General features: G+C 44.9%; 18 protein-coding genes and 1 pseudogene. 14 read left to right on the forward strand and 5 right to left on the reverse strand.

The window, feature by feature from the left end; genetic code table 11:
• Positions 1-18 precede the first annotated feature (18 nt).
• Positions 19-567, reverse strand: a complete 549-nt coding sequence (locus FTU87_RS05595) for an NUDIX hydrolase (protein WP_167381261.1) — start codon at positions 565-567, stop codon at positions 19-21.
• A 123-nt stretch (positions 568-690) separates the two neighbouring features.
• Here FTU87_RS05595 and FTU87_RS05600 point away from each other — a divergent pair, with 123 nt between their 5' ends.
• From FTU87_RS05600 to fghA, 7 genes are all read left to right on the forward strand, one after another.
• Complete coding sequence (locus FTU87_RS05600; protein WP_005095870.1) at positions 691-1,299, forward strand: CoA pyrophosphatase; 609 nt, start codon at positions 691-693, stop codon at positions 1,297-1,299.
• Between the two features lie 24 nt (positions 1,300-1,323).
• Entirely contained in the window at positions 1,324-1,851 is a 528-nt protein-coding gene (locus tag FTU87_RS05605) for a gamma carbonic anhydrase family protein (protein WP_373684765.1), read from the forward strand.
• Positions 1,852-1,987: 136 nt separating this feature from the next.
• Positions 1,988-2,653 carry a tRNA (adenosine(37)-N6)-threonylcarbamoyltransferase complex dimerization subunit type 1 TsaB gene (tsaB, locus tag FTU87_RS05610; RefSeq protein WP_074384091.1) on the forward strand — a complete coding sequence of 222 codons (666 nt, stop codon included), beginning with the start codon at positions 1,988-1,990 and terminating at the stop codon, positions 2,651-2,653.
• 16 nt (positions 2,654-2,669) lie between these two features.
• Complete coding sequence (locus FTU87_RS05615) at positions 2,670-3,494, forward strand: undecaprenyl-diphosphate phosphatase (protein WP_005095875.1); 825 nt, start codon at positions 2,670-2,672, stop codon at positions 3,492-3,494.
• Positions 3,488-4,309: a class I SAM-dependent methyltransferase gene (locus FTU87_RS05620; RefSeq protein WP_074384092.1), complete on the forward strand. Its 822-nt coding sequence runs from the start codon at positions 3,488-3,490 to the stop codon at positions 4,307-4,309. The genes FTU87_RS05615 and FTU87_RS05620 overlap by 7 nt, the downstream gene beginning before the upstream one ends.
• 121 nt (positions 4,310-4,430) lie before the next feature.
• Positions 4,431-5,813: a C13 family peptidase gene (locus FTU87_RS05625; RefSeq protein ID WP_100355871.1), complete on the forward strand. Its 1,383-nt coding sequence runs from the start codon at positions 4,431-4,433 to the stop codon at positions 5,811-5,813.
• Positions 5,814-5,857: 44 nt separating this feature from the next.
• Positions 5,858-6,694 carry an S-formylglutathione hydrolase gene (gene fghA / locus FTU87_RS05630; RefSeq protein ID WP_180096790.1) on the forward strand — a complete coding sequence of 279 codons (837 nt, stop codon included), beginning with the start codon at positions 5,858-5,860 and terminating at the stop codon, positions 6,692-6,694.
• 62 nt (positions 6,695-6,756) lie between these two features.
• Here the strand turns inward: fghA and FTU87_RS05635 are convergent, their stop codons facing one another.
• Entirely contained in the window at positions 6,757-7,035 is a 279-nt protein-coding gene (locus FTU87_RS05635; RefSeq protein ID WP_100357371.1) for a DUF2218 domain-containing protein, read from the reverse strand.
• A 171-nt stretch (positions 7,036-7,206) separates the two neighbouring features.
• On the opposite strand from FTU87_RS05635, the gene rpe reads away from it, so the two are divergent.
• From rpe to FTU87_RS05655, 4 genes and pseudogenes are all read left to right on the forward strand, one after another.
• Positions 7,207-7,893 carry a ribulose-phosphate 3-epimerase gene (gene rpe / locus FTU87_RS05640; RefSeq protein WP_005172476.1) on the forward strand — a complete coding sequence of 229 codons (687 nt, stop codon included), beginning with the start codon at positions 7,207-7,209 and terminating at the stop codon, positions 7,891-7,893.
• Positions 7,894-8,522: 629 nt separating this feature from the next.
• A complete protein-coding gene (gene sugE / locus FTU87_RS05645) occupies positions 8,523-8,840 on the forward strand; it encodes a quaternary ammonium compound efflux SMR transporter SugE (protein WP_005095886.1) in 318 nt (105 codons plus the stop codon).
• A 74-nt stretch (positions 8,841-8,914) separates the two neighbouring features.
• Entirely contained in the window at positions 8,915-9,397 is a 483-nt protein-coding gene (locus tag FTU87_RS05650; RefSeq protein WP_100328961.1) for a methylated-DNA--[protein]-cysteine S-methyltransferase, read from the forward strand.
• Positions 9,398-9,430: 33 nt separating this feature from the next.
• Positions 9,431-10,092, forward strand: a pseudogene (locus FTU87_RS05655) (nuclease-related domain-containing protein).
• A 52-nt stretch (positions 10,093-10,144) separates the two neighbouring features.
• Here the strand turns inward: FTU87_RS05655 and FTU87_RS05660 are convergent.
• From FTU87_RS05660 to paaZ, 3 genes are all read right to left on the reverse strand, one after another.
• Positions 10,145-11,080, reverse strand: coding sequence for a tRNA-dihydrouridine synthase (locus tag FTU87_RS05660; RefSeq protein ID WP_180040329.1), 936 nt, complete (start codon positions 11,078-11,080; stop codon positions 10,145-10,147).
• 187 nt (positions 11,081-11,267) lie between these two features.
• The gene (locus FTU87_RS05665) at positions 11,268-12,707 is read right to left on the reverse strand and encodes an MFS transporter (RefSeq protein WP_074384098.1); all 1,440 of its coding nucleotides are present in this window, start codon (positions 12,705-12,707) and stop codon (positions 11,268-11,270) included.
• A gap of 194 nt (positions 12,708-12,901) precedes the next feature.
• Positions 12,902-15,013: a phenylacetic acid degradation bifunctional protein PaaZ gene (gene paaZ, locus FTU87_RS05670; protein WP_180096791.1), complete on the reverse strand. Its 2,112-nt coding sequence runs from the start codon at positions 15,011-15,013 to the stop codon at positions 12,902-12,904.
• A 261-nt stretch (positions 15,014-15,274) separates the two neighbouring features.
• On the opposite strand from paaZ, the gene paaA reads away from it, so the two are divergent.
• From paaA to paaC, 3 genes are read left to right on the forward strand one after another with little or no spacing between them, the layout of a single operon-like run.
• On the forward strand, positions 15,275-16,219 hold the full coding sequence (gene paaA, locus FTU87_RS05675; protein WP_004646055.1) for a 1,2-phenylacetyl-CoA epoxidase subunit PaaA: 945 nt from the start codon (positions 15,275-15,277) through the stop codon (positions 16,217-16,219).
• 32 nt (positions 16,220-16,251) lie between these two features.
• A complete protein-coding gene (gene paaB, locus FTU87_RS05680; protein WP_005095899.1) occupies positions 16,252-16,542 on the forward strand; it encodes a 1,2-phenylacetyl-CoA epoxidase subunit PaaB in 291 nt (96 codons plus the stop codon).
• Between the two features lie 17 nt (positions 16,543-16,559).
• Positions 16,560-17,315 (forward strand): 1,2-phenylacetyl-CoA epoxidase subunit PaaC, encoded by a 756-nt coding sequence (paaC, locus tag FTU87_RS05685; RefSeq protein WP_005095902.1) that lies wholly within the window; start codon positions 16,560-16,562, stop codon positions 17,313-17,315.
• The last annotated feature ends 23 nt before the right edge of the window (positions 17,316-17,338 follow it).

Here is a 17,338-nt window from a genome sequence, read left to right on the forward strand (position 1 = left end):
GCGCTCAATCTATTGGATTTAACCGGTATGATCCAGACGCGAACCTAAGGTTTCTAAATGCATCGGGAAAATATTATTTTTACGGTCTGCAAAATAATGTCTTAGTGTATGTTCTACACTTGGGAAAGCCAGCTCGGTCCATGGAATATCTGCTTCATCGAATAAACGTGCTTCGATGGTTTCCTCACCAGCACCAAATTTTCCATCAATCAGATTGGCTTTGAACAGCACATAAATCTGGCCAATACGCGGAATGTTATACATACAGTACAACTGCTCAATCTCCACTTCGGCTTCAGCTTCTTCACGGGTTTCCCGTGCAGCACCTTGCTCCATGGTTTCAAACAGTTCCATATAGCCAGCAGGTAAAGTCCATAAACCGTAACGCGGTTCAATGGCGCGGCGGCACAGCAGGACTTTATTGTCCCAGAGTACCAGCGCGCCACAAATGACTTTTGGATTAATATAATGAATAGAGCCACATGAATTACACACGCTGCGGATTTGTTGGTCGCCCAAAGGAATTTTTTCGGTCGTTTTATGTCCACAATTCACACAGAAGTTCATATTCATCATCAATGATAAAAGTAAGCTCAGGATAACTGAAAAATCAAAATTTGGCATCATTTCTATCCCGCTGAATCAAAAATCAGCTATGATGAAATTATGATCATGGCTAGGGCTGAAAGAATGGATGCGCGTGAGTTGACACAAAAGTTGCAGCAACGATTACGCTTTTCCAGGCGTATTCGATCTGCGCATGCTGCCGTGTTGATTGCGATCACCGATGAAGCTGATCCCAAAGTATTGCTGACCCGCCGTTCGGCCTATTTGAATAATCATGCCGGAGAGGTTTCGTTTCCGGGTGGCAAGCGCGATCCACAAGATACCAGCAATATTGTCGTGGCTTTAAGAGAAGCCTATGAGGAAACGGCATTAAATCCCTTTGATGTGCAGCTGATGGGGGACTTGCCCATGCAGAAAGCCCGTAATGGCATGCTGGTTAAGCCGATTGTGGGGCTGATTCCGCCGCAAGTGCAGCTGATTCCGCAACCAACGGAAATCGACCGGATTTTCTTTGCCTCATTGCAACATTTGCTTGAAGCCACGCCCACACCTTATGAAGTCCGCTTTGCCCAGCAATCTTTATATTTTCCAAGTATGCGGGTAGAAAATGAAGTGGTCTGGGGATTGACGGCACGTATGCTGATTTCTTTGTTCCAGTATGGATTGGATTATAAAAAAGACTGGCCATTCCTGCTCAATTCACCAAGTTTTAAACGCTCCAAATTTTTTTAACCATTGAACAGGATTTTATCAATGTTGTATAAATTTCAGGGACACACACCGACTGCTACACAGCAGCCATGGGATGGCTGGGTCGCACCAACGGCAACAGTAATTGGACAAGTCGAACTCGGGCAGCAGGTCAGCATCTGGTTTGGTGCCGTGGTACGGGCAGATAACAGTAAAATCAAACTGGGTGATTTCAGCAATGTGCAGGAAAATGCCGTGCTGCATACCGATGCCGGTATTGAGATGCAAATTGGAAATTATGTCACCATCGGACATCAGGCCATGTTACATGGCTGTACCATTGGTGATAACAGCCTGATCGGGATTCAGGCGGTGATTCTGAATCATGCGGTGATTGGCAAGAATTGTATTATTGGTGCCAATGCCCTGATTCCTGAAGGCAAGATCATTCCGGATAATTCGGTGGTGATGGGTTCACCGGGCAAAGTGGTAAAAACGCTGGATAAAGACAGTATTCAAAAGCTGAAAATGAGTGCCCTGCACTATGCCGGGCATTTTCAGAAATTTCAGGATCTGGAACAAGTTCAGCTTTAATACGATGTTCTAGAAAATCATGATAAGCCTAGAATTTTCTAGGCATTTTTGTATCTGTTTCGGGAAAATCTCGCGTAGCGGATATGAGTGGAGTATTATATCCGCGTTTTTTATATTCTCTGAATTAAGGTTGTGCATGAAAGTGCTGGCATTGGAGACTGCCAATGAGCAGTGTTCCGTCTCTGTGATCGATGATACTCAAGAACTATTTTTTCAGCTTGATGCGCGCGCCAAGGCACAAACGCAAACGATTCTCCCAATGATTGAACAAGGTCTGCAAGATCTTGGGCTGGCGATTGGTGATTTAACCGCGATTGCTTTTAGTCGTGGTCCGGGTTCTTTTAGCGGCGTGCGGATTAATGCCGCAGTCACGCAGGCGCTGGCCTGGTCAAATGATGTGCCGGTGATTCCGGTGTCGACTTTACAGGCCTTGGCGCAGGCAGCTTACCGTGTACATGGTCTGACTGAAGTTTCTGCCGTGTTAGATGCACGCATGAGCGAAGTTTATATCGCGAGCTATCAACTGGATGCAGAGGGGATCATGCAGCCGGTCGATGAAGAACAATTATTAAGTTATGCCGAAGGCAGTCAAGCTGTTCGGTTTACGCCGGTGGGCTCTGGTGCTGAGCTGGTACAAACTGAAGCTTCAATGTATAAAAATGTGCATGCGACCGCACAGGATATTGCCAGCATCGCACGTGCAGCAGCACACACAGAAAACTGGGTCAGTGCAGAATTGGCGCTGCCGGTGTATTTACGTGATAACGCGTGGAAAAAAATTCCTGAACAAGGCAAAGCATAATTAATTAGGATAAAGCATGGATCTTTTACTGCTACTCAAAGCGGCAATCATGGGTATTATCGAAGGTATTACCGAATTTTTGCCGATTTCCAGTACTGGCCATTTAATTTTGGCATCAGAATTAATGAATTTCTGGACCAAGGAAAAGAGTGATGTATTCGTCATTGCCATTCAAATGGGTGCCATTGCAGCGGTAATTTATGAATATTGGGCCCGTCTTTGGGGAGCAGCAACCGGAATTGTCAGCGGTGAGCCACAGGGTCGTCGCTTAGGCATTGGCCTGATTTTGGCCTCGATTCCAATTATATTGATTGGACTGACCTTGGGGCAAACGGTCAAACAGTTTCTGTTTAATGATATTGCCATTGCCATTGGTTTGATTGTGGGTGGCCTGATCATTATCTGGATTGAAAAACATCCGCCTCAAGTTCGTGCACATGAAGTTGAAGATCTCAGTATTAAAGATGCCATCTGGATTGGTCTGATTCAGGTCTTGTCCTTGATTCCGGGAACCTCTCGTTCAGGTGCGACCATTATCGGTGCGATGTTTTTAGGTGTATCACGTAAGGCCGCGACTGAATTTTCATTCTTTCTGGGTATTCCGGTCATTATTGGTGCCGGCCTGCTGGATCTTTATCAAAGTTATGATGTGCTAAATACTACTGAAGACTGGGCCGTGATCGGGGTCGGGCTTCTGGTTTCTTTTATTTCGGCACTGTTACTCATCCGCGCGCTGGTGGCTTATGTCGCTAAACGCGACTTTATGATCTTTGCCTGGTATCGTATTGCTTCGGGTCTGCTGATTTTATTATTTGCCTATACAGGTTGGAAATTATGGTAAGCGCGATTCGCTTATATGCCGAATCTGACGATCAACAGAAAGCACAGCACTTCGGGGCTGTGCTTTCTTCTCGTGGGGTGCAGGTCGAAATTGAAACGGTTGAAAAACTCAATGCACGTTTCTTTCGTCTGAATCCTGAACTGGCCTTATGTGTGGATGAGAATGGACTTTGGCTTTGTGCCCATGGCATGAAAATGCAACCGGACTGGCAAGCCGAGACCGGACGTTTAAAACGTGCATCTTTAAAATCTGAAATGATTGCACGTGCCTGTCATTTAGCCGAGAAACCGAGCTTGATCGATGCCACCGCGGGTCTGGGACATGACAGTTTATTGATGGCGCATTTAGGTGCCCAAGTCACGCTGGTCGAACGACATCCCATATTATTTACTTTACTTGAAGATACCCATACCCGTGCACAATCTGATGTATTTCTGAGTCAAGTCGTATCACGGATTCAACTGGTCTTTTCTGATTCAGCCGATTATCTGAAGCAGCAAGCCGAGCAGCATCGAACTGTAGATGTGGTCTATCTGGATCCGATGTTCCCGCAGCGGGATCAGAACCAGCAGGCGGTTAAGAAACAGGCGCAAGTCAAAAAACAGATGCAGCTCTTGCACATGCTTTTGCCTGAAGATGGCGAAATGGATCTGGGTGATAACCTGTTGGAATTGGCGCAAAAAATTGCCAAACGTGTGGTGGTCAAACGTCCACGTCTGGCGGTGTTTTTGGCAGAAAAAGAACCTCATCATCAATGGCAGGGTGATGCCTGCCGTTTTGATGCATATTTTCAGCATGAACTTGTGGCTGAATAAGATAATTGTTTCAATATTAAGCAAGGATTTGTTGTATATTTAACAATTGGCATTGATAAAACCGTTATCAAGCATAAACTTATTCAGCACCTTAGCGAGCCACTGATCTCCTTGAAATTCTATGATCGACTTTAAACCCTCCATTAATTTTTGGCACGATTTTAAGAGCAACCAAATTGCCGGGATGTGGTTATTTCTGGGATCTCGGCGTTCATTGCAACTGGTTCGTCCATCGATCATGCAATTGGTGTTCTGGGGGATTCTGGGTGGTTGTGCCAACAGCCTATTTAGCTGGCTCAGTTCAGGCCGTATGGGAGATTTTAACTCTCAAGGTTTGATTAGTTATGCACTTTGGCCTTTTATTGCGCTGATTGTGGGTATCTTTCTGTCGCAACGGATCAATAACCTGCGTTTGATGCTGGTGCCGGCATTGTTATGGTTGGTTTTAGATACCCATATCATGCTGTTCCAGTGCCTGATTCAATATCTGGGCGATCTGGACTATCTGCCTTATATCCTCTATGACTATATTCCGACCCTGTTTGTCATGTTATTTGTCTGGCAAAGTCTGGCTGTGGTCTGGGTAATTTCACGTGAATTAAAATGGCCTTGGTGGGAGCGTGCGCTGATTATGCTGGCGACCCTGTTTACGCTGGTGGTCTGGCAAATTTCAGTCAAAGATCAACCGATCTGGAAAGTCGAAGAAATTCCACCGAGCTTTGCCGAAGATGCATTTTATGCGCAGCCAATTTTGCTGAATAAAGCCCTGGAAAATATCGAATACGGTGAATTTGCCCAATCGCACTGGTATTTTATGGGCGTGGCTGGCGCAAGTTATCAGGATGTATTTCATTCTGAAATCGAGCGGATTAAAGAGCAGTTTGATACCCGTTTTGGCACTTATGGCCGTTCTATTGCTTTGGTCAATCATCCGGCGACACGTACCACCCTGCCGATTGCCTCCAAGACCAGTATGGAACTGGCATTGCGCCGTATGGGCCAGCAGATGAACCGTGAAAGTGATGTGTTATTTTTATATATGACCTCTCATGGTCTGCCAAATGTGTTTGAAATGGAAAATGCGCCGCTAGATTTGGCCCAGGTCGATCCAAAATGGTTACGTGAAACACTGGATGCAGCAGGCATTCGCTGGCGTGTGATTGTGATCTCGGCCTGTTTTTCCGGCAGCTTTGCTTCGGCCCTGCAGAATGACAATACCCTGGTGATTACGGCTTCGGCAGCCGACCGTCAGTCTTTTGGCTGCTCCAATGAAGCGGATTATACCTATTTTGGCCGTGCATTCTTTGATGAAGCGATGCGTGAAAATAGCAGTCTGCAAGCCGCGTTCGAACAGGCCAGAGATACCGTAGCAAAATGGGAATCAGCGCAAGGCTTCGAGCCTTCAGAGCCGCAATGGGTGATTGGCAAGAATATGCAATTGATGTTGCCACAGCTGGAACAACGTTTATTTCCGCAAACCAGTACAATGACACAATCACCTTAGATCAATGTCATCAGCAGATATGCTGCAATCATAAGGAATATGCCATGGAACTCGTACAGAACAATAGAAGCTTTGAAGGTGAACAGCGGATTTATCGCTTTGATTCGAAAGTACTGAAAACATCCACCAAATTTGGTATTTATCTGCCGCCTCAAGCCCTAGAAGGTCATAGCTGTCCGGCATTGTTTTATCTGGCAGGCTTGACCTGTACCGAGGAAACCTTTGCGATTAAGGCACATGCGCAGCGTCTGGCAGCACAATTGGGCCTGATTTTAATCACACCGGATACATCGCCACGCGGTGAAGCTGTGGCAGAAGGCGATCACTGGGATATCGGTCAGGGAGCAGGTTTTTATATCAATGCCACCGAAGCGCCGTGGGCTGAACATTATCAGATGGAAAGCTTCATCGTCGATGAACTCTATGCGCTGGTCATTGAAGAGTTTGTGATTCAGCCGGGTAAGATTGGCATATTCGGTCACAGTATGGGCGGACATGGTGCATTAACTCTGGCTTTTAAATATCCAGAAAAATTTAGTTCAGTTTCGGCTTTTGCACCGATCTGTGCACCAAGCCAATGTCCTTGGGGAGACAAAGCTTTCTCGAATTATCTGGGTGAAAACCGTGAAGAATGGCTCAAGCATGATGCGACTGCACTGGTTAAAGAGAAAGGGGCCTTATTTGTTGACATCCTGATTGATCAGGGTTTTTCAGACCAGTTCTATAGCCAGCTGAATCCGGCGCTGTTCCAGCAGGCCTGTGATGCCGTGAACCAGTCGCTGACCTTGCGTGAACATCAGGGTTATGATCATGGCTATTACTTTATTCAAAGTTTTATGGATGACCATCTACAGTTTCATGCGGTACAGCTTCAGCCTTAAACTCAAAACTGCTGGCACAAAAAAGCCCTACTAGATATAAGATCATCAGGGCTTTTTATCGCTTATCTTTGCCAGTCTGCTGTTAAATCTTCCTGTCCCATGCGAATGAGATGATCCAGAACCACATTTTCCAGTTTATCGAAATCGGTAGATTCATCGCTACTTTGGATGGTCACCAGCAAGTGCTCAGTCTGAGGAACTAACATCAGCTCTGCACTCGGAAAATGAATCAGGAACTGCTGGTCTGTTTCTTCGATGGTAAACTTATGCTTCCAGTGATTGGCCAGGCGTTTGGCAAGGCGCTGCGCCTGTTGAGTCTGGATCTGGGCGGTACTTTGCATTCTTACTCCTCTAAACTTTTTATCCTTGTCAGGACTTTAAACCAAATTGAAAGGCATTCATAAGCCTTAAAGCGTTACACAGCGTTTTATTCTTGCAACATCAAGGTCACAGTAGCCGGACTGGATTTGATATAATGAGAAAAATCCAATTTTAGCTAGCCAGGTTCTCCCATGTCCAAGCCATATTTAATTGCACCTTCAATTTTATCTGCCGATTTCGCCCGATTAGGTGAAGAAGTCGAGAACGTCTTGGCAGCAGGGGCAGATGTTGTTCATTTTGATGTGATGGATAATCATTATGTACCGAATCTGACTTTTGGTGCAGGCGTTTGTAAGGCATTGAAAAACTATGGGATCAAAGCCCCGATTGATGTGCATTTGATGGTGAAACCGGTAGATCGTATGATCGGGGATTTCCTTGAAGCAGGTGCCGATATCATTACCTTCCACCCGGAAGCATCTGACCATATTGACCGTTCTTTACAGTTGATCAAATCGGGTGGTGCAAAAGCCGGTTTAGTCTTTAACCCGGCCACACCGCTGCATTATCTGGATTATGTATTAGATAAAGTAGATCAAATTCTGTTGATGAGTGTGAACCCGGGTTTTGGTGGACAGAAATTCATTCCGATGACTTTGGATAAACTGCGTCAGGCCCGTAAACTGATCGATGCTTCAGGGCGTGATATTCAGCTGGAAGTCGATGGCGGTGTTACCCCAAGCAATATTCGTGCAATTGCCGAAGCGGGTGCGGATATGTTTGTCGCCGGATCTGCTATTTTTGGCAAGCCGGATTATAAAGCTGTAATTGATGAAATGCGTGCAGAATTAGCCAAAGTCGGTCAGGTTCAACTCTAATCGCTAAAAAGTAGTATGCACATAAATATGTGGATAACTTTATGGATAAGTGTGTAGATATCCATGTGGGTAACCATATGGATATGTTGTGTAAAATGTAATCGTTTGTAGCCAGATTGATTATGCCTTAGACGAAATTTGTATAAAAAGAGCTCAAATTTGGTTCTTTTTATACCTTCCAACCCCTCTTGTTTAGGGGTTGTTTATTCATCACAGGTTCATAATCATGTTAAATAAAAAGTGATCAATAGGTCTTGAAATTGTATTTCATTGTGTAATCTCTTTGCTCGTTATTTAAATTTAATGGATGTGTATAACTTGATATGCTGCACTTATTTTTGTGAAATTGTTGTTGCTGAATTTGCCTGATCATAGGGGCTATTTCTGAATGATCATTTTGAATATCTACCATAATAACAGCAGCGACAAATGTCTTGAAGATTTGAGTAAGATCAGGTTAAGTTGCATCTCTAAGAGTCATGTTTTGTAAAAATAATCAGGTGTGCGTAATCTGGTTTTATAAAATTTTTTATAGGTAGGAGGAACGACCTCCCTTGTCTATTTCATGCTGAAATGCACAGGAAAAATCGTCAGGACGGCCTGATTCTTAGATAAAAGAGGAGGGCTGCATGGCCTGGATTGCACTTATATTCGCAGGTGTTTTTGAAATCGTTTGGGCATATTCCATGAAATTGTCCGAAGGATTTACCCGATTAACGCCAAGTATCATCACCATTTTCTTTATGATTCTCAGCTTTGCCTTACTGGCCTATGCCATGCGTACTTTGCCATTAGGCACAGCTTACGTGATCTGGACCGGAATCGGGGCTGTGGGTTCATTTCTGATCGGGATTTTAGTTCTGGGTGAGCCGACATCGGCCATGCGTATGCTGGCTGCAGTATTGATTATTTCCGGTCTGGTGCTGATGAAAGTATCTTCTTCATAATTTGTTTCAGCCTGTCTCGGTGAACTGAGTTAAAATAGAAAATAAACTCCGCTGATCCGGGACAGGGTGTAAGCATGAACTTAAGTTATCTCTATATGGATTCTCCAGTCGGTCAGTTACGACTGGTCGCGAATGACACCGCACTGGTAGCTGTGCTTTGGGATTGTGAACAGCCGAATCGGGTGAAACTGGCGACCTTGGTGGAAGATCTGCAGCATCCGCTATTGATTGAAACCAGACGCCAGCTTCAGGAGTATTTTGCTGGTCAGCGCAATGTTTTTGACTTGCCTTTGGACTTTGCCGGAACCGATTTTCAGAAAAAAGTCTGGCAGGCTCTGCTGAATATTCCTTATGGCCAGACCCGAAGCTATCGCGATATTGCCGAGCAGGTAGGTAATGTTAAAGCAGTGCGTGCCGTGGGGGCAGCCAACGGGAAAAACCCGATTTCGATTATTGCACCCTGTCACCGGGTGATTGGCAGTAGCGGCAAGCTGGTGGGCTTCGCCGGTGGTTTGGATAAAAAAGAAATTCTGTTAAATATTGAGCGAACGCATTAAGATCGAAGTCTTAAAATAAATGAAAATTAGAATATTGAACATTCTACATTACAGATATTAAGTTCGCTCTGGTCCAGTGTATGGTGGATTTTTCTGCTGTTCTTTGGCGTGATTGTTTTTAAATTATTTAAGCCATTTTTAAGAAAAGTTAGGTGAGTTCACGGTCAGTACCCATGTCAAACGGTCTTTAAAAGACCCTGAATTACATTCTACTGAATGATTTGACCCTTCCAGATGAAGCAGGTGCCACCACACAAATCGATCATCTGCTATTAAGTCCTTATGGCATCTTTGTGATTGAAACCAAAAACTATAAGGGCTGGATTTTTGCAAGCGCGCGTCAGAAACAATGGACTCAGAAAATTTATAAAAACAGTTATACATTTCAAAATCCGATTCATCAAAACTATAAACACATCAAAGTTCTGGAACAATTACTGACTGATATTGTGGAGCCAGATCTTTTGCATTCCGTGATTGTATTTATGCCGGATGCGGTATTTAAAACACCAATGCCGAATGAGGTATTTCGCGGTGCAGGCTGGACCGATTATGTGAAAAGTTTTGATCAACAGATGATTTCTGAAACAAAATTAAAACGGATACAACTGCCTTTAGAAAAAGAGCTTTTAGAAAAATCCTGGAAAACCAATCGGAAACATGTAGAAAGCTTAAAACAGCATAAGCAGCCTTAAAATGATTTATAGAATCAAAAAAATCCTTTGAATCATTCAAAGGATTTTGCATTTACATAGTTGAAGCTTTCAGTTTTTCGGTAATCTCGGCAAGAACTTTAATCCGCTTTACTTCATCCCATAAGGCTTTGGCTTCAGGATAATGTTTCGACATCATGCCCAGCCATTGTTTGTAACGACCGACCATGCCAATTTCAGTTTTGGCGGGGCCATTGATAAAACGAATTTGCAGTTCCAGCAGTTCATTCCAGTTCATCAAAGGTGCATCCGAGTTTTGACGGATACATTGGGTCAGGTCGGGTGTGGTCACGGCACCACGGCCAATCATCAGGTCTTCGCAACCGGATTCCAGACGGCACTGTTTGGCATCGGCATTGTTCCAGATTTCACCATTGGCAATCACATTAATTTTCAATGCTTCACGGATCGGTTGTAACTGGTCCCAAAATGCAGGCGGGGTATAGCCATCGGCTTTGGTGCGCGCATGCACCGTCACCCAAGATGCTCCTGCATCTTCAATAGCATGGGCATTGTCCAGCATAAAGTTGCGATCCATATAACCCAGACGCATTTTCGCAGATACCGGAATATGCGCCGGTACTGCATCACGCACGGCTTTGACTAACTCATGCACCACTTCGGGTTCATCCAGTAAAACGGAACCGCCGCGATGACGGTTCACGGTTTTCGCAGGACAACCAAAATTCAGGTCAATCGCCGGTGCGCCCATTGCGGCAACTTTGGCTGCATTTGCTGCCAGCATTTCCGGATTATTTCCCAGAAACTGCACATGTACCGGCGTACCCGCCGCCGTCTTGCCATCATTTAACAGTTCCGGGCAGTAACTGTGATAAACATGATCGGGCAGGATAGAGTCGGTGACACGGATAAACTCGGTCACGCACCAGTCAAAGCTACCTACGGATGTCAGCACATCACGCATAATCGGATCGGTTAAGCCTTCCATGGGAGCAAGCACAAGTTTCAACGGTGCACACCTGTAAATTTAAAACGGTGTTATACGTTTTTTTAGCCAGCCTGTCTAGGTTGGAGGGGGAATTGAAATTTAAGAACTTGAAAATTGAGCTTATGAAATGGATATAAAAAAGGCCTTTAATGTGGATTAAAGGCCTTTCACAGTGAAGCTTAAGATGGCTGATTCATATCCAGCTATTTTAGTCAGCCAGTTTTTCGACTTTCATACTCTCACGATAATACTGACAGCCCTTGTACAACAGGAAGCAGCCAATCACTCCGGCAATGGCATTGACGATCGAAATAGAATTACCAACCATCATCGTGTTCTGAAAATATTTATCCGTGATCAACGCCACTGCGGTCGTTCCGATGCCTAAGGCAATCAGATTTGAAATTAGCAGAAACTTGGCAGAGACCTGGGCTCGTAACTGGTTTGGTGTCAGCATTTGCGTAGCAGCAGCGGATGCAGGAATCGGGAAAGTGGAGAAGAACATCGCCACAAAAATCAGCGCAAATGAAAGCTGCATATTATCGACCTGAGTAAACAGCACACTCGGAATAATCAGCGCCGCACAGCCAATGGCACCGGTACGAATTGCAGCATCGCTATAGCCACGCTTTGAAAAGAAGTCGATCAGCCAGCCACAGAACAGGGCACCAGAGGTATTTGCCACTAAAATAATCGTCCCAAGGATATAACCGGTTTGACTCGCATCCAGACCGAAATTACGCATGTAATAGGCAGGTGCCCAGCCCAGCAGCGAATACAGCATCATGGTGTAAAAAGAAAAGCCGATAAAATGACAGAAAAAGGTCTTTTTATGTGTCTTGATAAAACCGATCGAATTTTTGAAAGAGGCTTTAATGACCTGACCATCCTGACCGACTTTCATGCCCTTACGTGCAGGCTCACGCACCGTCAAAACCATCAGCAGGGCCAGCAATACACCTGGTAGACCCACAATCATAAAGGTAAGTTGCCAGGTTTTTACTTCACCAATGAGCGGTAAAGCCACGAAGCTGACATCTTTTAGCAGGCCAATCACATAGCCGCCAATCAGGAAAGCTAAACCCGAACCAATAAAGGCACCAATCGCATATACCCCGAGTGCACGGCCTAATTTATCTTTGGGAAATAAATCGGCAACGATTGAATAAAAGGCAGGGGAAAGCGCAGCTTCACCGGCACCCACACTCAAACGTGCAATAAACATTTGAATAAAGTTTTTACTGAGACCACAGGCCGCTGTAGCGAGGCTCCAGAATGCAATCCCGGTCGCAATAATTTTAATCCGGGACTTTCGATCCGCCAGCGCGGCAATGGGCAGACCCATAATCGCATAAAACAGAGAGAAGGCCAGGCCTTGTAACAGGCTGAACTGGGTATCGCTTAGCATTAAATCGGCTTTAATCGGTTCAATCATGAGCGATAAAATTTGACGGTCTACAAATGACAGAATGTAAGCCACCATACAAATGACGACCACATACCATTGGTAGGTGCTGCTTTCCGGTGGTGGTTCAATCTGTTCAGACAGCGGCACGGCCGTTTCTGTCGGTGTAGGCTCAAAACTTTGATTGGGCGGTTGAATCGTCCTTTCAACCATGTCTATGTCTAGCGATTTATCATTCATCATGCAACATCCTGTGCTGATCGTTTGAGATATTTATTTGATACTTTTAATTTATATATTATTTTTATTTTGTATCGCGTTTGATCAATCTAAAGTTTAATTGGATTGACGTCAATCTGTTTTTTAAGAATAGATACAAATAGTATTTGAATTGAAAAAAAAGGAATCATAATGATTCCTTTTTTGAGTTTAAATGTTTAGCCGCGCTCAACCAGGGTCAAAATATCATAGGTTGCGACCAGTTCATTGCGCTGATTTTTGACTTTAATATCCCAGACCACGACACCATGTGGTTTCTGTGTCGGATCGCGCAGTGCTTTTGGAGTTTTCTGCTTACAGGTCAGTTCTACCTGAATGGTATCGCCAATTTTCACCGGCTCTACAAAGCGCAAGTTGTCCATGCCATAGTTGGCAATGACCGGGCCTGGAGCAGCCTCGACGAATAAACCGGCCGCGGCAGATACCACAAAGTAACCATGGGCCACGCGCTCACCAAACAGTGATTCTGCCGCAGCAATTTTGTCCATATGCGCATAAAAGTGATCACCGCTCAGGCAGCCGAAATTCACCAGATCGGCTTCGGTCACGCTACGTCGTGCAGTCAGTAAACGCTCACCGATACGCAATTCATCAAATGATTTTTTGAATGGATGCACACGGTCTTCAAAGACCTGAGCACCAGCCGTCCAGCTATGACCGACTTGGGTCATGGCATTCGGGGAACCTTGAATTGCAGTCCGTTGCATATAATGTTTCACTGCACGTAAGCCACCGAGCTCCTCACCGCCACCGGCACGTCCCGGTCCGCCATGCACCAGCAAAGGTAGTGGCGAGCCATGTCCGGTACTTTCTTTGGCACTTTCAGCATCCAGAATATGGACACGGCCATGCCATGGCGCAATTTTGCTGAGCAGTTGTTCAATATTTTCATCGGTATTGCGTACGATGGATGCTACCAGACTACCTTCGCCACGTGCCACCAGGTCAGCCAGCTGAGCCAGGTCAGTATATGGCATTAAAGTGACTACAGGTCCAAAGGCTTCAATTTTATGAATATTTTCTGCCTGAGCCGGTGCTTTGCAGACCAAGACTGTTGGTGGATAACATGCAGACTTCTCCGTATTTTGTACTTGAATCTTAAAGTCCTGACGCAAGTGACTACCGAATATAATCTCTGCATCTTGACTCAGCTGTTCAACTTTTGCCGCGACATCATGTTTCTGTTTGACGCTGGCCAAAGCACCCATTGTCACGCCTTCCTGAGCCGGATCACCGACAACCACTTTTTTCAGTTTTTCAATCAGACGACTTTGCACGGTATCCAGCAGCTCGGCTGGAACAAAGGCACGACGAATGGCGGTGCATTTTTGTCCGGCTTTAGTGGTCATTTCACGGAAAACTTCACGAACAAATAAATCAATCGTTTCATCATTGGCTTGCGCCGTCAAAATCGCACTATTGACCGAATCTGCTTCCATAGTGAATGGAATCGAGTAGGCATTTAAGTGTGGATGCGAACGCAGTTTTTGCCCGGTTGATGCAGAACCGGTAAAGGTGACCGTATCCTGAGGATTTAAATAATCAAACAAATCATAAACCTGTCCGCAAATGAGCTGCAATGAACCTTCTGGCAAGAAACCGCTTTCATGAATGGCTTTGACCACGGCATGGGTCAGCTCGGCACCTTCGGTCGCCGGTTTGACAATACAGGGTACGCCTGCCAGTAGCGTAGGAGCGATTTTCTCCAGCATGCCCCAGATTGGAAAGTTAAAGGCATTGATATGCACGGCAACACCGGCTTTAGGACTCAGTATATGTTTGGCGCCAAAGTTGCCTTGCTTGGATAGCGGAATCCATGCGTCTTCAACCCATGCGGTTTCATCACTCAGTTCACGGCGTACCAAACTCGAATAGGCATATAAGGTTCCAATCCCACCTTCAATATCAATCCAGGCATCCTTACGGGTACAGCCCGTTGACTTGGCAAGCTGGTAAAACTCTTCTTTACGTTCTAATAAATACTGTGCCACTTGCTTCAGTGCATTGGCACGTTGATGGAAAGTCCAGGTGGCAATGGTTGAGCCTTTCTGTTTGGCATAATTCACCACGGCTTGGGTATCGATGCCCTGACTGCCGACCTGATAAACGGCTTCACCGGTTATGGCATGGTAAACCGTACGTAAACCGGCTTGCGCTGTGTATTCCTGACCATAAACCAATGAAGCTAAGCTTTTGATGACAATAGGATTATGGGTCAATTCAGCATCTTGATAATCCATTGTGCTTGAGCCGCTATCTAACTCTAACATTGTAAAACTCCATTTATGATACGTTTTGAGAAGTATTTTAATTTTGATGTTTCATAATTTGTCGTTAAAAAGCAAAAAAGTCAATCATAAATCTGTGTTTAAAAATAGTTAACAATAAAATTAAAAGTAATTAATCATATAAAACAATTATTTATTTAAAATAAGCCATAAAAATTAAATGATACAAATAAATATATATTGATTTTAATTACGTATCGTTTTAATTTGAATGTATCAACACTTGGGATAAGTGAGGGAACAATGAATAATCAACAACAAATCTTTGATCAAAAGATTGAAAAGGATATTTCCATAGAGCCGAAGGACTGGATGCCAGATGCTTATCGTAAGACTTTGATTCGTCAGATCGGTCAGCACGCGCACTCTGAAGTGGTGGGCATGTTACCGGAAGGCAACTGGATTACCCGTGCACCGACCTTGAAACGTAAAGCCGTGCTGATGGCAAAAGTCCAGGATGAAGCCGGTCATGCTTTGTATCTGTACAGCGCTGCAGAAACCTTGGGTGCGGATCGTGACGACATGATGGATAAACTGATTGCCGGTCGCATGAAATATTCTTCAATTTTTAACTATCCAACCCTGAGCTGGGCCGATGTTGCCGCGATTGGCTGGCTGGTGGATGGTGCGGCAATTGTCAATCAGGTTGCGCTGTGCCGTACGTCTTATGGTCCTTATGCCCGCGCTATGGTGCGTGTGTGTAAAGAAGAAAGTTTCCATCAGCGTCAGGGCTTTGAAGCTATGATGGAATTGGCCAATGGTACGCCGGAACAAAAGCAGATGGCACAGGATGCAGTGAACCGTTTCTGGTGGCCGGCACTGATGATGTTTGGTCCAAGTGACGATAATTCACCGAACAGTGCACAAAGTATGCAGTGGAAAATTAAATTATTCAGCAACGATGAGCTACGTCAGAAATTTGTCGATAACACCGTGTCGCAAGTCTTACAGCTAGGTTTAACCGTTCCAGATCCAGACCTCAAATTCAATGAAGCTACCGGACATTACGAATTTGGTGAAATCAATTGGGATGAGTTCTTTGCGATTCTTGCAGGCAAGGGACCTTGTAACCATGAGCGTATCGAAGCACGCCGAAAAGCCTGGGAAGGCGGCAAGTGGGTACGTGATTCCGCAGCCGTCTATGCTCAAAAACAGCAGCAACAGTCAGCAGCACAAAAAGTTGCTTAAAAATAGTTTGATCAATATAAGGAAATTTGCTCATGAATAACAAAAATAACTGGTCACTTTATGAAGTGTTTGTGCGTAGTAAACAGGGTCTGAGTCACCGTCATGTCGGCAGCCTGCGTGCACCGGATGAGGAAATCGCACTACAAAATGCCCGCGATGTATATACCCGCCGCAATGAAGGGATCAGTATCTGGGTGGTGAAATCTGAACTGATTACCTCTTCACAGCCAGATGAAAAAGCAGAATTTTTTGAACCGGCTTTGGACAAGGTTTATCGCCATCCAACCTTTTATAACATTCCAGCTGGCATTGAGCACATGTAAAGGAAAAGGTGAAGAGTATGACAAATCAAGTATTGGCAGAATTTCTTTTACATGTGGGTGACAGTCAACTGATCCTGTCACATCGTTTGGCAGAGTGGTGTGGCCATGCTCCTGAACTGGAGCTGGATATTGCCTTGGCTAATATTGGGCTGGATTTGCTCGGTCAGGCACGTACTGCTCTTAGTTTGGCAGGTGAAGTGGAAGGACAGGGCCGTGATGAAGACAAGCTGGCTTATTTCCGCACCGAGCGTGAATACCGTAATTTGCTGCTGTGTGAACAGCCGAATGGTGACTTTGCCCAGACCCTGGTACGCCAGTGGTTGATGGATCACTACCACGCTTTATTGTTTAGCGCCTTAAGTGCAAGTCAGCATGCAGAACTAGCTGCCTTTGCAGTGAAATCCCTCAAAGAAGTGAAATATCACCAGCGTTTTTCCACCACCTGGATGGAACGCTTAAGTTTAGGTACAGCAGAAGCGCATGAAAAAACCCAGCAAGGTTTAAACCAGTTATGGCGTTTTACCGAAGAGCTTTTTGTCCTGACTGCTGATGAAAAACAGTTGGAAGACACCGGCTTAATTCCAAATATTGAAGGTTTAAAAGCACAGTGGCTGGATACCATTACAGCCGAGTTAGCTCGATTTGAATTAAGCTTGCCAGAGCTGGGTGCTTATCGTAGTGGTGCTAAACAAGGTTTACATACAGAACATCTCGGTTTCGTTTTGGCTGAACTGCAATACATGCAGCGCTCATATCCAAACATGAACTGGTAATTCGGCACAATCACAGGGAGTGA

This window comes from Acinetobacter sp. YH12156 (assembly GCF_013418235.1).
Lineage (GTDB): Bacteria > Pseudomonadota > Gammaproteobacteria > Pseudomonadales > Moraxellaceae > Acinetobacter > Acinetobacter pseudolwoffii.

What these genes read in the sequence shown, in the direction of transcription:
- FTU87_RS05595 (WP_167381261.1), bottom strand. Translation starts at nt 567, where the DNA reads ATGAACTTCTGTGTGAATTGTGGACATAAAACGACCGAAAAAATTCCT.
- FTU87_RS05600 (WP_005095870.1), top strand. Translation starts at nt 691, where the DNA reads ATGGATGCGCGTGAGTTGACACAAAAGTTGCAGCAACGATTACGCTTT.
- tsaB (WP_074384091.1), top strand. Translation starts at nt 1,988, where the DNA reads ATGAAAGTGCTGGCATTGGAGACTGCCAATGAGCAGTGTTCCGTCTCT.
- FTU87_RS05615 (WP_005095875.1), top strand. Translation starts at nt 2,670, where the DNA reads ATGGATCTTTTACTGCTACTCAAAGCGGCAATCATGGGTATTATCGAA.
- FTU87_RS05620 (WP_074384092.1), top strand. Translation starts at nt 3,488, where the DNA reads ATGGTAAGCGCGATTCGCTTATATGCCGAATCTGACGATCAACAGAAA.
- FTU87_RS05625 (WP_100355871.1), top strand. Translation starts at nt 4,431, where the DNA reads ATGATCGACTTTAAACCCTCCATTAATTTTTGGCACGATTTTAAGAGC.
- fghA (WP_180096790.1), top strand. Translation starts at nt 5,858, where the DNA reads ATGGAACTCGTACAGAACAATAGAAGCTTTGAAGGTGAACAGCGGATT.
- FTU87_RS05635 (WP_100357371.1), bottom strand. Translation starts at nt 7,035, where the DNA reads ATGCAAAGTACCGCCCAGATCCAGACTCAACAGGCGCAGCGCCTTGCC.
- rpe (WP_005172476.1), top strand. Translation starts at nt 7,207, where the DNA reads ATGTCCAAGCCATATTTAATTGCACCTTCAATTTTATCTGCCGATTTC.
- sugE (WP_005095886.1), top strand. Translation starts at nt 8,523, where the DNA reads ATGGCCTGGATTGCACTTATATTCGCAGGTGTTTTTGAAATCGTTTGG.
- FTU87_RS05650 (WP_100328961.1), top strand. Translation starts at nt 8,915, where the DNA reads ATGAACTTAAGTTATCTCTATATGGATTCTCCAGTCGGTCAGTTACGA.
- FTU87_RS05665 (WP_074384098.1), bottom strand. Translation starts at nt 12,707, where the DNA reads ATGATGAATGATAAATCGCTAGACATAGACATGGTTGAAAGGACGATT.
- paaZ (WP_180096791.1), bottom strand. Translation starts at nt 15,013, where the DNA reads ATGTTAGAGTTAGATAGCGGCTCAAGCACAATGGATTATCAAGATGCT.
- paaA (WP_004646055.1), top strand. Translation starts at nt 15,275, where the DNA reads ATGAATAATCAACAACAAATCTTTGATCAAAAGATTGAAAAGGATATT.
- paaB (WP_005095899.1), top strand. Translation starts at nt 16,252, where the DNA reads ATGAATAACAAAAATAACTGGTCACTTTATGAAGTGTTTGTGCGTAGT.
- paaC (WP_005095902.1), top strand. Translation starts at nt 16,560, where the DNA reads ATGACAAATCAAGTATTGGCAGAATTTCTTTTACATGTGGGTGACAGT.